Genomic DNA, 15,621 nt, shown 5'->3' on the forward strand with positions numbered 1-15,621 from the left:
TAACTGATGAAAACATCAGACATGTAGGACTCATCGCCACGGTTGTTACACTCTCCGTATGCCGACGTCAGCCCCGCCCGGGAACCGCTTCGAGCGACGCCGCGCCGAGACCCGCCACGCCCTGGTCCGCGCGGCCCGCCAGCTGCTGGCGGAGACCGGCGAGACCAGCGCCAGCATCCAGACGATCGCCGATCGCGCGGACGTCGGTTTCGGCTCCTTCTACAACCACTTCGAGTCCAAGACCGATCTGTTCGACGCCGCCGTCTCGGACGCCCTGGAGGAGTTCGGGCAGGTCATCGACGAGCGCGTCCAGGGGATCGACGACCCGGCCGAACTCGTCGCGGCGGGGTTCCGGCTCACGGGACGGATGGTGGACTCCCACCCGGAACTCATGCGGATCCTGCGCGACCACGGGCTCGCCCACATCCACTCCGAGCGCGGCCTCGCCCCGCGAGCGCTGCGCGACATCCAGCACGGCATCGCCTCGGGCCGTTTCACCTGCGCCGAGCCGACCATGGCGTTGTCGGCAGTGGGCGGAACCCTGCTGTCCCTGGTGGCGCTGAGGCTGGCCCGGCCTGACGTCGACGGTGACGAGGCCGCCTCGAACCTGGCCGAGATGGTCCTGCGCATGCTGGGCGTCCCCGCCGACGAGGCCCACGACATCACCCGGCGCACCCTTCCCAGCCTCGCCTGACCCGCGTCGGCCGACCGGCACCGCGATCTTCTGCCGGGGGCTCCGACCCCCGCGTCGGCGATACGACGAGGGCCCCTGCGGGAGGCGCCCGCTCCGCGGCAAGCGTGGTGTTCCTTGCACGCTGTCGGTCAGCGGCGTCCGCGCCTTCCCGTCACGCTCCCTCGCAGGCCCGTGCGGGGTGGCTTTGCACACCTGCGATCGCGGCGTCCAGCGCACGGCTGAACATCGTGTCGATCTCGTCTGACGAGGGGGCGGGCGCCTCTTCCCCGTCGGGGCCGACCGGTGCCGGCGGGAGGGTGGTCCACCGCTGGAGCGCTCCGGTCAGTTCGCTGACGAGCAGACCCGTGAAGACAGCGCACAGGGTTGCAGCGACGCGCGGGATCTCGGGGGCCGGCAGCCTGGCGGCGGCCAGCGTGTCCGTAAGTCCACGCCAGAAGGGGTCCTCGGGCTGGATGTAGTCGGTGCGCGCGAAGGAGTACTGCATCAGTTTGGGGTGACGGTGCGCCAGGGAACGGAAGTCAAGGGCCAGTTGACGCAGGCGCGCCTGCCAGGGAGCGTCCTCCTGCTCCGGTGTGCGGAAATGTGAGCCGACGCGCTCGGCGACGCCGCGCAGTACGGCGTCCTTGTTCGGCACGTGGTGATACAGCGACATGGGGTTCGCATCCAGCGCGGCCGCGAGCTTGCGCATGGTCAGCGCCTCAACACCGTCGGCATCGATGAGGCGCAGCGCCATGGCGTAGATGCCGTCCTGGGTGAGTGGTACGTCCCTCTTCCTCGTGCCCCGGGGAGCCTTCTTTGGGGTTTCCATACGTCGTATGGTAACACTGGAAGCAGTTCCATACGGCGTATGGAAACGAGGGTTCGCCGCCGGTCGGCCTTCCCCCGCATCGCACAACGCCCTTGCCCCTCCCCCTCTTCGCACAAAGGAGCAAGTCATGGCCACGCAACCCGTGACCGATCTGCGTCCCATCCGGTCCCCGCGGGGGATCCCCCTGCTCGGCCATACGCCGCAGATCCCCAGCACCAACCCGGTGGAGTACTTCGGCAAGCTGTCCAAGCAGTTCCCTGAGGGCATCTACGGCATGGACATCGCCGGTATCGAACAGGTCTTCGTGTACGACCCGGACCTGGTGGCCGAGGTCTGCGACGAGACGCGGTTCTTCAAGCAGATCGACAAGACACCGCTGAGCCACGTGCGGGACTTCACGGGGGCGGGCCTGTTCACGGCCCACCAGCACGAGGAGGAATGGGCCATGGCGCACCGGATCCTCCTGCCGGCGTTCAGCCAGCGAGCCATGAAGGCCTACTTCGGGCAGATGCTGGAGATCGCCGAGAACCTGGTGGGCAAGTGGGAGAACCGTGAGGGGCAGCCGGTCAACATCACCGACGACTACACCCGGCTCACCCTGGACACCATCGCTCTGTCCGGCTTCGGCTACCGCTTCCAGTCGTTCGGCAAGGAGGAGCTGCACCCCTTCCTCAACGCGCTGCTGGAGGCGCTGATCGAGTCACTGCGGCGCTCGCAAGAGCTGCCGATGATGACCAAGCTGCGCAAGGCTGACGACAAGAAGTACCGCGGGAACATCCAGGTGATGCGCGAGCTGGTCGAGAGCGTGATCAAGGAGCGCCGCGAGGGGAAGGGCACCGGTGAGGAGGACCTGCTGGGCCTGATGCTCCAGGCCACCGACCCGGAGACCGGCAAGTTGCTGGCGGACGACAACGTCCGCGACCAGGTGGTGACGTTCCTGATCGCCGGTCACGAAACCACCAGTGGCCTGCTGTCGTTCGCCACGTACTCGCTGATGCGCAACCCGCACGTACTGGCCCAGGCCTACGCCGAGGTGGACCGGCTGCTGCCCGGCGACACCGTGCCGGACTACGACACGATCATGCAGCTCGACGTGATCCCGCGGATCCTGGAGGAGACCCTGCGCCTGTGGGCTCCCATCCCTCTGATCGCCAAGGCGCCGATCGAGGACACCGTCATCGGCGGCCGCTATGAGCTGAAGAAGGGAACCAGGGCGAACATCCTCATGGGCGCGCTGCACTCCCACCCCGAGGCGTGGGAGCGGCCGGAGGAGTTCGACATCGACCGGTGGCTGCCGGAGAACCGCGCCCAGCAGCACCCGCACGCCTACAAGCCGTTCGGCAACGGCGTACGTGCCTGCATCGGCCGGCAGTTCGCGCTCACCGAGGCCCGCCTGGCCCTGGCGCTGGTGCTGCAGAAGTTCAAGTTCTCCGACACCGGCGACTACCAGATGGACGTGCGGGAGGCGCTGACGCGCAAGCCCGGTGACTTCCAGCTGGTCGTCCGTCGCCGCCAGGATCACCAGCGGACGGTTTTCGGCGCCGCGGACCGGCAGACCGACGGCACGCAGGCGCAAACCGCGGTCAGCGGTGTCGGGGTGAACCTGACCGTCGCCTACGGCTCCAGCCTGGGCTCGTGCGAGGACCTGGCGCGCACCATCGCCGACCGCAGTGAGCGCTCCGGCTTCGGCACCACGCTGCTCAGCCTGGACGAGCTGGGCGACAACCTGCCCACCGAGGGCCTGCTCGCCGTTGTCGCCGCGAGCTACAACGGCAAGGCTCCCGACAACGCCCAGCGCTTCGACGACCTGCTCGCCGCTGGACTGCCCGAGGGCTCGCTGTCCAACATGCGGTTCGCGCTGCTGGGCGCCGGCAACACCCAGTGGGTAGCCACCTACCAGGCCTTCCCCAAGCGGATCGAGGAAGGCCTGCTAGCCGCCGGCGCCACCCCCGTCATCGAGCGCGGCATCGCCGACGCCTCCGGTGACTTCGACGGCATGGCCACCCGCTGGATGGACACCCTGTGGACCACCTTGGCCGAGGAGTACGCCGCCGACACCTCCGAGGCGAGCGGCCCGCGCTACCAGATCCAGCTGCTCACCGAGGCGGACGTACGCCCTGCCATCGTCTCCGAGCAGGCCTACCCCCTCACGGTGGTGGCCAACGAGGAACTCGTGGCCGACGCGACCGGCCTGTGGGACTTCAGCATCGAGCCGCCGCGCCCGTCCGCGAAGTCCATCACCGTCGAACTCCCCGAGGGTGTCACCTACGACACCGGCAACCACCTGGCCGTCTTCGCCAAGAATGAACCCGCCCTGGTCAACCGCGTACTGACCCGGCTCGGTGTCGAGAACGACCAGGTGCTCCGGCTCGACCAGCCCGGCGGCGGCAGGACGCACCTGCCGGTCGGCGTCCCCGTCACCGCCGGAATCCTGCTCACCGAGTTCCTGGAGCTGCAGGACATCGCTACCCGCTCCCAGATCCAGACCCTCTCCGAGTACACCGAGTGCCCCTGGACCCGGCCGCAGCTGCAGGCCTACACCGCCGACACCGCCGAAGCCGAAGAGCGCTACCAGGAGGAGATCCTCGGCAAGCGGGTCTCGGTGCTCAACCTGCTGGAGCGCTTCGCGGCGGTCGACCTGCCGCTGGCGGTCTTCCTGGAGATGATGGGCCCGATCCGTCCCCGCTTCTACTCCATCTCCTCCGCCCCGCAGGCCAACCCGCGTCATGTGCGCCTGACCGTCGGCCTGCTGGAAGGGCCGGCCCTGTCCGGTGACGGCCAGTACCGCGGCACCTGCTCCTCCTACATCGCAGGCCTGGAGCCCGGAGACGTCGTGTACGGCTACATCCGCGTGCCCTCGCCGACGTTCGCCCCGCCGGCCGACCCCGCCACGCCGCTGATCCTGATCGGCCCCGGCACCGGCATCGCGCCGCTGCGCGGCTTCCTGGAGGAGCGGGCCTGGCAGCACGAGAACGGCACGCAGGTCGGCCTGTCGCAGGTTTTCGTCGGCTGCCGCCACCCGGAGCACGACTACTTCTACCGGCAGGAGATGCAGGACTGGGAGCAGGCCGGGATCGCGCAGATCCACACCGCCTACTCGGCGGTGACCGGCCACCCGGCCCGGTTCGTGCAGAACGCCATCGCAGGCGCCGCCGACACGGTGTGGCAAGCCATCGAAGACGGGGCGTACATCTACGTCTGCGGTGACGGCCGCCGCATGGCACCCGCCGTCCGCGAGGCCCTCGCCGCCATCTACCGCCAGCGGACCGGCAGCGACGACGAGACCGCCCAGCAATGGCTCGCCCAGCTCGAGGCCGACGAGCGCTACCAGCAGGACGTCTTCGCCTGACCCCCAGACGCCGGGAGGCATGCGTCGCACCTGCCGCCCCGCATGTCTTCCGGCCACCACAAGCCCGCCAGACGCCATCGGCACCCGTCGGCCCGCCGGGAAATGCCGCTCACAGAAAGCAGATCTTCATGGACACCATGCTCGCCGGACGCTTCCACCTGGACAGCAAGAAGTTCGTCGTGGAGGAGGTCCCCGTCCCCGTGCCCGGTCCGGGCGAGGTGCTCGTCGAGGTCAAGGCCGCCGGCGTCTGCCTGTCGGACGTCCACTTGATCGACGGCTCCCTCGTCCCGCTGTTCGCCACCTCTGATGCGGTCACCGTCGGCCATGAGGTCTCCGGTGTGATCCACACTCTCGGCCCCGGCCTCAAGCGCGGCCTGACCGTCGGCACCCGCGTCACCCTGGAGGCCGGCAAGACCTGCGGCCGGTGCTCCGGCTGTGTGCGCCACCGCCCCTGCACCCAGATGCTCACCGCCGGCATCGACTACGACGGCGGCTGGGCCCAATACACCGTCGCCCGCGAGGACACCCTCATCCCGATCCCCGACAGCCTCCCCTTCGACCAGGCCGCGATCATCCCCGACGCGGTCTCCACCCCCTACGCCGCCGTCGTCGCCACCGCAGGCGTTCGTCCCGCCCAGTCCGTCGGCGTCTGGGGCGTGGGCGGAGTCGGCGCGCACAACCTGCGCCTCGCCCGCCTGGTCGGCGCCGCGCCGATCATCGCTGTCGACCCGCTGGCCAGCGCCCGCGAGCGCGCCCTGGCGTTCGGCGCGGACTACGCCCTGGACCCGGGCGCCCCCGACTTCGCCGACCAGGTACGCGCGGCCACCGACGGACGGGGCCTGGACTTCGCCTTCGACTGCGCCGGCGTGCCCGCCGTCCGTGAACAGGCCGCCTCCGTGCTCGGCCTGAACGGCGCCCTGATCCTGGTGGGCATCACGCCGCACCCGCTCACCATCAGCGAGGGCCTGACCTTCAACTACCTCAGCAAGCAGGTGCGCGGCCACTACGGCGGCTTCCCGGAGTCCGTAAGCGAGCTGGTGCGGCTGACCGCAGCCGGCCGTCTCGACCTGGCCCCCTCCATCACCGACCACATCCCGCTCGCCGACGCCGCCGGCGCCGTCAACCGGCTGGAGAACAAGATCGGCGACCCGATCCGTCTCATCCTCGTGCCCTGACGACTGCTGCGCACAAGCCACCTCGGGCAGGGGTGCGTGGGCGCGGGTGCTTGACGGAGCACCGGCGCCCACGGCCGTCCGGCATCCCTCGCCTCGCGGTCCCCACCGGCCGACGCGTGGGTGCGAGTCCAGAGGCCGCACGAGCAGGCGCGACGAAAAGGCACGGCTCCGCGGGCTCCACTCATCTCGACCGGCAGCAGATGTGCGCGTTCAGCGCCTCCGTGCGTGCCCACGCAGGGGGGCGGACCCGCGCCCCGGACCGCCTGCCGGTCAGCCGGCTGCCCGCGGGCGGCGGAAGAAGCGCCGCGCTGACCCTGTCGGGCCGGTCTGATGCCCCTGCGATCGGGAAGAACACAAGAAGACGCAGGGGCAAGGGAGGCTGCTGCGATGTTCGGAGCAATGAGCCAGCGCAAATCCATCCGGTACCCGCCGATCGCTGACCACGGCTTGATCGGGGACCTGCGCACAGCCGCCCTGGTGGGCACCGACGGGACCATCGACTGGTACTGCTGCCCCACCTTCGACTCCCCCAGTGTCTTCGCCGCCATCCTGGACGCGGACCGGGGTGGAGCGTTTGAGCTGTCCCCCGCCGTACCGGCCGACACCAAACAGTTCTACTTCCCGGACACCAATGTGCTGATCACCCGGTTCTTCACCGAGGACGGGCTGGGAGAGATCCAGGACTTCATGCCCGTGGCAGAGGCCGGCCAGTGCGCCCGCCACAGGCTGATCCGGCGAGTGGTGTGCATCCGCGGAAGGATCTTGTTCCGGGCCCAGGTGGCCCCCCGGTTCGGTTACGGCGCCCAGCCCCACACCGTGCGGCTGCTCGACCAGGCCGCCCTCTTCACCTCCGAGGCGCTGTCGCTGATGCTGACCGCCACAGTGCCGCTGAAGAACGACGAGAGCGACGTATGGGCGGAGTTCGAACTGTCCCAGGGGCAGACGACAGTCTTCGTCCTCGACCAGACCAGCGGCGAGACCCCGCCGCGCGGCGACCTGCACGCCGAGGCAGAAGCTGAGCGGGCGTTCACCACCACGGTCGCCTTCTGGCGAAGTTGGCTGCAGCAGTCCAGCTACCGCGGCCGATGGCGGGAGATGGTGCACCGCTCCGCCCTCACACTCAAACTGCTCACCTACGCGCCCACCGGCGCGATCGTGGCAGCCCCCACCACCAGCCTGCCCGAGCAGATCGGCGGTGGCCGCAACTGGGACTACCGCTACGCATGGGTACGCGACTCCGCATTCGCCGTCTACGGGCTGCTCAGGCTCGGCTTCGCCGAAGAGGCCGAAGCCTTCATGGGCTTCCTCACCCGGTACATACCCCGGCGCGAGGGACCCTCGGGACCACTGCAGATCATGTACGGCATCGACGGACGCTCCGAGCTGCCCGAACGCGAGCTCCCCCATCTCGAGGGCTACCGGGGCTCGGCGCCTGTACGGGTCGGCAACGGCGCCGTCACCCAGTTGCAGCTCGACATCTACGGCGCCCTGCTCGACTCGGTATACCTGTACGACAAGTGGTGCCGCCCCCTGACCAGCGGCCAATGGCGCGGAGTGCGCGACCTGGTGAACTGGGTCTGCGAGCACTGGGACCAGCCGGACGAGGGCGTGTGGGAGACGCGCGGAGGCCGCAAGAAGTTCCTCTACTCCCGTCTCATGTGCTGGGTGGCCATCGACCGCGCCATGCGCATCGCCTGGCACCGCAGCCTGCCCGCCGACCTCGTCCGCTGGGGCCCGGTCCGGGACACGATCTACTGGCGGATCCTGGACCAGGGCTGGTCGCCGGCCCGGCAGGCGTTCACCCAGTACGAGGGCGGCGACGTGCTGGACGCTTCGGCGTTGATGTTGCCCCTGACCAATTTCATCGCTCCCGACGACCCCCTGTGGCTGTCCACGCTCGACGCCCTTGGCAACGAACTGGTCTCCGACTCCCTGGTCTGGCGCTATGACCCCAATGCGAGCCCCGACGGCCTGGAAGGCGACGAAGGCACCTTTTCCATCTGCTCGTTCTGGTACGTCGAGGCCCTCACCCGCGCCGGACGTCTGGACGAAGCCCGCCTGGCCTTCGAGAAGATGCTCACCTACGCCAACCACCTCGGCCTGTTCGCCGAGGAGATCAGCCACACCGGACAGCAACTGGGCAACTTCCCACAGGCCTTCACCCATCTCGCCCTGATCAGCGCTGCCTTCAACCTCGACCGCGCCCTCGGCTGAACTGGGCCCTGCACGGGGCCAGCCCGCCGTCTTGGCATGGCCGTGCGGGCCTGCGGCGCTGCCCCCATCCTGGGCATGAGGGGGTGACAACGGAGAAAGTGATCTGGTGCTGGCCGCGGGCAGCCGCGACCCCAAGCGGTTCTCCACGAGCCCGACCGGTTCGATGCCGCCCACCCGGACAACGGATACCGCGGCTTCGGCAGCGGTATCCACCGGTGCTACGGCGGCCCGCTGGCCCGCCTTGAGGCCCAGGCCCGCGTCACCTGCCCATCCACCTGTAGGGAGCGTGCTGCGCGGACCAAGGCAACAAACCGTGCGCGGTCGGTGTCAGCGGACCCTGGACTAGGGGGCTCCTTTCCCGGTTGCGGCGGGAAGGGGGCGCCGGGTCAGGTCGCGGGCCTCATCCGGGGGGACGCCGAGCATGTGCAAGAGCATCACGGCCAACGCGCCTGCAGCCCGATCCCGGTCGGCCTCGGGCCGGTTGAACCACAGCTCCAAAAGCGCCAGCAGGCTGCCGTTCAGCGCGGTCAGGGCGATGACCGGGTCGACCACCGTGAAGCGGCCCGAGGCCATACCGTGCTCCACATCGCGCTTCGCGCGCGGAGCCAGACCGTGGCCGGCGCAAATGCGGCCGAGCTCGCTGTGGCACAGGATCCGCATGACCTCCGGGTGCGACTCGGCCAAACGTGCGCTGAGCCGCACGCCCCCGGCAAGGCGCTCGGCGGGGTCGTCAACGCCACGCAAGCCTTCGTCGATGGCTTCGGCGTATTCCTCCAGCGCATCAGCCACAGCCGCTTCGAAGAGATCCAACTTGCAGGTGAAGTGGTTGTAGAAGGAGCCGAAGCCCACGTCCGCGCGCTCCGCGATGGCCCGAATGCTGGCGCTCGTGTCGCCGGACTCGGCCAGGATCTTCCGGGCGGCGCGGACGAGCGCCTGCCGGGTCACGGCCCGACGGCGTTCGAATCGGCTCCTGCCTGAGGCTGGCATCAGCATGCACCGCAAAGAGAACTACCAGTTCTGATGAATTCATCATCGCAGCAGGAGGTGCACCTGTCCACCCCTGCGCGAGGCCTGAGCGAACCCGCCCGTGCGCATTGAGTTCCCGCCCCCTAGAAGCCGATCAAAAGATCAGATATGAGGCACTTGACGATGAAACGATCGTATCTGATAATTTCATCAGAAGTGGACAAAAGGTGCCTCCTGATGGATGGCGCCGGCAAGGCCTTCGACTAGGCGGGTCGCGTGCGGGAGGCACGCCCGGGCCTGGGCCACCGGGAAGGTGCAGACCCGGCCGTCCCCGCTCGACCGCAGTCCGGGCCGCCGCTGCACACCCGTCCTCTCCCACATCACCGCACCGATGGGATATCCCCGATGACAAACACGGACCACACACCACTTGCCAAGCCGCTCAACCGCCGGGACGGACCCGACGCAGCGATAGCGATGATCGACGCGGAGGGGACCGTGGTGGGATGGACCCAGGCTGCTCAGCAGCTCGTCGGATACTCGGCTCGCGAGATGGTGGGCCGGTCCGCCGGACAGATGCTGCGGCCCTCCGAGGACGTCCTGGGGGCTTCGGCGTACGCCGAGCAGTGCCGCGCCCAGGGTGGCTGGTCCGGGACCGTGACGGTCCGCCATCGTGATGGTCACACGCTCAGGATGACTTTGCGGGTCTCCTTGCTCTGGGGACAGGACGCCAGCGCCCGGTGGCTGGTGTCCGTGACCGACATCGGCTCGCTGTCCTCAGGACCGGCCCACGGGCCGGTGCGCGAGTCACTCCTTGCCCGCACGCCGATCGGCATCGTCGTTCGTGACCTGCAACTGCGCTGCACCTGGGTGAACGACACCATGGAGCGCTGCGACGGTATTCCTCGTGCCCGGCGGTTCGGGCGCCGCCTTAGCGACTCGCTGCCCGGTTTCGAGACCGAAGCGCTCGAGGTGGTCATGCGGCAGGTGCTGGCGAGCGGCACCACCATGGTCCACGAATACCGGGCGTGGCCGCCGGCCGATCGGCGCCGGGAGCACGTGTTCTCGGCTTCGTTCTTCTGCCTCCAGGACGCGGACGGCCAGCCCCTGGCGGTGTGCTCCATGAGTGCGGATGTCACCGGCAACCGGCGGGCCCGTGAGCGCCGTGCCATCCTCAGCGAAGCCAGCACACGCATCGGCAGCACCCTCGACGTCATGCAGACCGGGCAGGAACTGGCCGACCTTGTCGTGCCATTGCTGGCTGATCACGCCATCGTGGACTTGGTGGAGTCGGTTCCGTTCGGCCTGGAGGCTTCGGCACGCATCGGCCCGCCGAGCAGCCGCCCCCCTCGGCTGCGCCGTGCCGGTCTGGCCACCATCGATCCAGGGCTCCCGCAGGTCCCGTGGGCGCGCGAAGAGGTGGTCCACGTCCACCCGGACTCGTCATTCGCCACCGCCCTGCGAACAGGCCGGTCTTACCTGGAACCGGAGCTGGACACCCAGGCCGGCCCATGGGTCGACCACGACCCGGTGCGGGCGCAGAAGGTCCGTGACACCGGAATCCACTCTTTGATGGTCATACCCATCCGCGCGCGGGGCTGCGTGCTGGGACTGGCGCTGTTCGGCCGCTCCGAGGAGCAGACGCCGTTCCAGGAGGATGATCTGCTCCTTGCCGAGGAGCTCGTCACCCGGGCCGCGCTCTGTTTGGACAACGCTCTCCGATACGCTCGCGAACGCGCCGCAACCCTCACGCTCCAACGCGACCTGCTCCCGCATCGTTTGCGAGGCGGTGTCGCAATCGAGGCGGCCGCGCGCTACGTGCCGGCCGACATGGACCACGGCGTAGGAGGCGACTGGTTCGACGTGATCGGGCTGTCCGGCGCCCGGGTCGCTCTCGTCGTCGGCGATGTGGTCGGCCACGGCATCAACGCCGCAGCCACGATGGGCCGGCTACGGACCGCCGTGCACACCCTCGCGGACATGGATCTACCTCCCCATGAACTGCTCGCGCACCTCGATGACACGGTCCAGCGGGCGAACGAGGAGGACGCCGATACCCCGGACCACCAGGGCCCGGTCGGCGCCACCTGTCTGTACGCCGTCTATGACCCGGTCACCAGGCGGTGCACGATGGCGGGGGCCGGGCACCCTCCGCCGGTGATCATCGACCCGCAGGGCCGGATAAACTTTCCGGACCTGCCGCCCGGGGCACCACTCGGCCTTGGCCTTGGGCCGGTTGCCTTCGAGTCCATGGAACTGGAACTGCCCGAAGGAAGTCTGCTCGGGCTCTACACCGACGGTCTGGTCGAGTCCCGCAACGACGACATCGACGTCGGCCTCCACCGCCTGGGCACCACCCTGGCACAGCCCGGCCGGTCCCTGGAGACCTTGTGCTCCGAAGCGATCGAGACCCTGCCGATCCAGGCACCGGCCGACGACGTCACCTTGCTCCTGGCACGAACCCGCACACTACAACCCGCCCACGTTGCCTCCTGGGACCTGCGGAACGAGCCGGCCGCCGTCCGCACTGCCCGGAACCTGGCCGCCCGTCAGCTCAGCGCCTGGGGGCTGGAGCGCCTCGTACCCCCGGTGGAACTCATCGTCAGTGAACTTGTCACCAACGCCATCCGCTACGGCAAGGGACCCAGCCGCCTCCGGCTCATCCAGCACCACGTGCTGACGTGCGAAGTCTCCGACACCAGCGCCAGCCACCCACGCCCGCGATGTCCCCGCGCCCTGGACGACAACGGCCGCGGCCTCTTCCTTGTCTCTCAGCTGTCCCGCAGGTGGGGGACCCGCTCCGCAACGGACGGCAAGGTCGTCTGGGCCGAACAAGACCTGCCGTCCACACCACGCGAGCCCGCGCTGCCGACCCGGCGATGACTGCTGCTGGTCTCTTGGCCGCCGAAGGCGGGTGCCAGCCCCCACCACATGCACAGAAAGGATTTGAACAATGGATATGAAGGATGCCAACAACGCCTACTCAGCGAGCACCCCCCGAGCGACGACAAGCGGGTGCGATCCTGGCTACGGCGGTACGCCGTACGCCTTCGACGGCCTGGCAGCCGTCGTGCTCGACGACCGCGGCACGGTCGTGCAGTGGACCGGGACAGCCAGGGACCTGACGGGGTTCACCGCCGAGGAAGTGTGCGGGCGCCCCGTACACGAACTCGTGGCCGATCTGCGCCGGCCGCTCCACAAGCCGCAGTCCGGCCAGGTACGGCTGCGACACCGGTGCGGCAACACCATCGATGTCACCTTCCGGGCCACAAAGGTGGACGGCTCGCAAGACGTCCTGGTCCTGGCAGTACCTGCACATCACGTCGCCAACCACGAGCAAGGCGCAGCGCTCCTGCGCGCGCTGACCGCCCAGAACCGCGTCATGGTCGCCCTGCACGACACGGAGCTGACCCTTGTGCAGACGAATTCCACGCCCGGCACTGTCAACGGCCGCCGGGTGTGCACGGGCAGCCGACTGGGCGACATGCTGTGCACCAAGGACGCCGAGAACCTCGAGGACGTACTGCGCCGGGTCCTGGCTACGGGCGTCCCGGTGGTCCGCAGGAATCAGCGCGTCAGGTGGCGGCACGATCCCGCGCGCCAGCAGGTCCTGTCGCTGTCGGCTTTCCGTCTGGAGAACGCACAAGGGCATCCCACGGGGGTCGCGGCCCTGTACGTCGATGACAGCGATCAGCTGCGCGCTCGCCGTCATCTGGACCTCACCCGTGAGGTGGCCGAGCATGTCGGGAAATCGTTGAACGTCGTGCGCACCGCGCAGGATCTGGCGAATGTCCTCGTCCCCGCCATCGGCGATCTCGTCTCCGTCGACCTTGCCCAGGCGGTGTTCGAAGGAGAGGAACCTCCCGGGGGCGGTGGGGATCTTCATCTTCGCAACGCTGCCATGGCCCCGGCCGCCGCGCTCTGGCCGGCCGGCATCAAGCCCGGCGGTCTCGTCCCGCCCCTGCCCGACCACCCCCTGTGGCACAGTTTCCGGCAGGGCGAGACGCTCACTCTCAGCCTCGAGGACTACGCTGCTGCGATCGGCGAACCGCGCCTGATCGAGTTCCTTGTCCCGCAAGGCTGCGATTCGGTGATGGTGGCCCCGCTGCACACCCGCGGTCTCACGCTCGGCGACATATCGGTCTGGCGCACCGGCCGATCCGCCCCCTTCACCGACGACGAGGCTGATCTCCTGCGGCAGATCTCCTCCCAGGGCGCGCTGGCCATCGACAACGCCCGCCGCTATACGCGCGAGCACCGTGCGGCTGTGGCGCTGCGGCAGCGTCTTCTTCCCCCGGCCACCACCGACACCGCTGCGGCCGAGACTGCGGGCATCCACCTGCCCGCAGGCGGCGACCCGGCGATCGGCGGCGACTGGTTCGACGCCATCGCCCTGCCCTCTTTGCGGGTAGCCCTTGTCGCCGGAGACGTGGTCGGTCACGGGATACCCGCAACCGCCACCATGGGTCGCCTGCGCACCGCCATCCAAACCCTCGCCGACCTGGAGCTTGAGGCGGACGAGCTACTCGCCCGCATGGCGGACCTGGTCCAGCGTCTCGCGGCCGAAGCGCCGCCCGGCGATCACGACATCGTCGGCGGCACCTGCCTGTACGCGCTCTACGACCCGATCAGCCGAAGCTGCACCATCGCCAGTGCCGGGCACCCGCCCCCCATCGTGGTAAGGCCCGATGGGACCACCGAGGTCGTCAGGATCTGCCCGGGACCGCCCCTGGCCGTCGGCGGCGTGCCGTATGAGAGCACCACGATCAACCTGGATCCGGGCAGCGTCCTCGCGCTCTACACCAACGGCCTGATCGAACGGGACGGCAGCGACATCGACCAGGGCCTGCAGCGCCTGACCGACGCCCTCGCCACAGCCTGCCGACCCGATCGACCCCTGGCCGACACCGGCCGGTCCCTGCTCACCGAACTGGCATACCAGCCACCACGTGACGACGCGGCCCTGTTGCTGGCCCGCACCCGCGCCATCCCACCCGGACACACCGCCGACTGGGAGTTCCCGGCCGCCCCGTCCGCCGTCTCCAGGGCTCGGGAAACGACGGCTCGCCAGCTGCACACCTGGGGACTGGACGATCTCCTCCTGTCGACCGAGCTCATCGTCAGTGAGCTGCTGACCAACGCCATCCGCTACGCCCACCCACCGGTGCACCTGCGGCTGATCGTCCACGACGACGTCCTGGTGTGCGAGGTCACCGACTCCAGCAGCACCCAGCCCCGACTGCGACATGCCCGCACCACCGACGAGGGAGGACGCGGCCTGTTCCTCATCGCCCAGCTCACCGCCCGCTGGGGCTGCCGTTGCAACGACAACGGCAAGACGATTTGGGCCGAACAACCCATCCCCACAGCTCCTGACGACGAGCCAGCATCATCATGATCCGGACCTCCGTGACGATGTACGCGTCGACCGACTGGAGTTGCCGTCGCGCACAGTTCACTCTGGCGCCGGGGCGAGGCTGGGACTCCCGCCCGTGTGCCGGCGGCTGAGAATCTTCGGCGATCATGCGCTCATATTCTGGAGTCGGCGGAAGAATGCGCGGCTCGGCACGTCGCCCCGGACTGCGGGTCAGCTGTCGGGCCGGGATGCGGCGCGGCGGTATTCGGCGTTGATGCGCTGCGCTTCTGCGAGCTGGTCTTCGAGGATGACGATGCGGCAGGCGGCCTCGATGGGCATCCCCTGGTCGACAAGTTCCCGGGCGCGGGCGGCGATGCGCAACTGGTAGCGGGAGTAGCGGCGATGGCCGCCCTCGGAGCGGAGCGGGGTGATCAGGCGGGCCTCGCCGATGGCGCGCAGGAAACCCTGGGTGGTGCCGAGCATCTCGGCGGCCCGGCCCATCGTGTAGGCGGGGTAGTCGTCGTCGTCGAGCCGGCTGAACGAGTCGTCTGCTGTCATTGCACCTCTCTGCGAAAGCGCGCGGGGGGCCCTGGTGCCGTATGGCACCAGGGCCCCGAAGGAACTGCTACACCATCTGCCGGCCCTGGTACTGCGCCGGCCTTCTGTTTCCGCCCACCCGACCGGAATGCTGCCGGGGGTGCGGGGATCGCGGATGCGTGACCGGAGACCACCTCACTATCGATGTCCTGCGGTACCCGGGCTCACGATGTCCGCCCGGGCGATCCTGATGGCGCTCGGCTCCTCCGTTCTTCCCTCGGGAATCAATCACTCACCTACTGCGGGTACTGCTCTCCTGCGTACTGCTGGTGATGCGAACCGCTCAGTGACCTACCACAGCGCCACTGTCCGGCAGCCGGCCCCGTCGCCCGTCCTGCACCTGCTCCGGCTTGGAACCCCTCTGCCGAACCTCCCGGCGCGCGCGCCCGCAGCCGACGCCTTCACCGGGGTACCGCTCACTGACTTCACTGCTGGGTACTGCGCACTGCACTTACAGGTACT

General features: G+C 69.0%; 9 protein-coding genes. 6 read left to right on the forward strand and 3 right to left on the reverse strand.

The features are described 5' to 3' along the window. Positions 1-58 precede the first annotated feature (58 nt). Entirely contained in the window at positions 59-694 is a 636-nt protein-coding gene (locus ABZ312_RS29945; protein ID WP_500356390.1) for a TetR/AcrR family transcriptional regulator, read from the forward strand. Between the two features lie 151 nt (positions 695-845). On the opposite strand, the gene ABZ312_RS29950 is transcribed toward ABZ312_RS29945, so the two are convergent. Further along, complete coding sequence (locus tag ABZ312_RS29950) at positions 846-1,427, reverse strand: TetR/AcrR family transcriptional regulator (RefSeq protein WP_500328712.1); 582 nt, start codon at positions 1,425-1,427, stop codon at positions 846-848. A 202-nt stretch (positions 1,428-1,629) separates the two neighbouring features. On the opposite strand from ABZ312_RS29950, the gene ABZ312_RS29955 reads away from it, so the two are divergent. The 3 genes from ABZ312_RS29955 (at position 1,630) to ABZ312_RS29965 (ending at position 8,240) form a co-directional block, all read left to right on the forward strand. Then, positions 1,630-4,851 carry a bifunctional cytochrome P450/NADPH--P450 reductase gene (locus ABZ312_RS29955; protein WP_500439145.1) on the forward strand — a complete coding sequence of 1,074 codons (3,222 nt, stop codon included), beginning with the start codon at positions 1,630-1,632 and terminating at the stop codon, positions 4,849-4,851. 128 nt (positions 4,852-4,979) lie between these two features. After that, entirely contained in the window at positions 4,980-6,026 is a 1,047-nt protein-coding gene (locus ABZ312_RS29960) for a zinc-binding dehydrogenase (protein ID WP_500328710.1), read from the forward strand. 399 nt (positions 6,027-6,425) lie between these two features. Further along, positions 6,426-8,240, forward strand: coding sequence for a glycoside hydrolase family 15 protein (locus tag ABZ312_RS29965; RefSeq protein ID WP_500439146.1), 1,815 nt, complete (start codon positions 6,426-6,428; stop codon positions 8,238-8,240). 342 nt (positions 8,241-8,582) lie between these two features. On the opposite strand, the gene ABZ312_RS29970 is transcribed toward ABZ312_RS29965, so the two are convergent. After that, on the reverse strand, positions 8,583-9,227 hold the full coding sequence (locus ABZ312_RS29970; protein ID WP_500328797.1) for a TetR/AcrR family transcriptional regulator: 645 nt from the start codon (positions 9,225-9,227) through the stop codon (positions 8,583-8,585). A gap of 384 nt (positions 9,228-9,611) precedes the next feature. On the opposite strand from ABZ312_RS29970, the gene ABZ312_RS29975 reads away from it, so the two are divergent. Together ABZ312_RS29975 and ABZ312_RS29980 are read left to right on the forward strand one after the other, a co-directional pair. Then, positions 9,612-12,089, forward strand: a complete 2,478-nt coding sequence (locus tag ABZ312_RS29975) for a SpoIIE family protein phosphatase (RefSeq protein WP_500356384.1) — start codon at positions 9,612-9,614, stop codon at positions 12,087-12,089. A gap of 70 nt (positions 12,090-12,159) precedes the next feature. Beyond that, entirely contained in the window at positions 12,160-14,604 is a 2,445-nt protein-coding gene (locus ABZ312_RS29980; RefSeq protein WP_500439147.1) for an ATP-binding SpoIIE family protein phosphatase, read from the forward strand. Between the two features lie 189 nt (positions 14,605-14,793). On the opposite strand, the gene ABZ312_RS29985 is transcribed toward ABZ312_RS29980, so the two are convergent. Then, positions 14,794-15,120, reverse strand: a complete 327-nt coding sequence (locus tag ABZ312_RS29985) for a helix-turn-helix domain-containing protein (protein ID WP_500439148.1) — start codon at positions 15,118-15,120, stop codon at positions 14,794-14,796. Positions 15,121-15,621: the final 501 nt, after the last annotated feature.

Origin of the sequence: Streptomyces sp. NPDC006207, assembly GCF_040613835.1 — a bacterium.
In the GTDB taxonomy this organism is placed as follows: domain Bacteria; phylum Actinomycetota; class Actinomycetes; order Streptomycetales; family Streptomycetaceae; genus Actinacidiphila.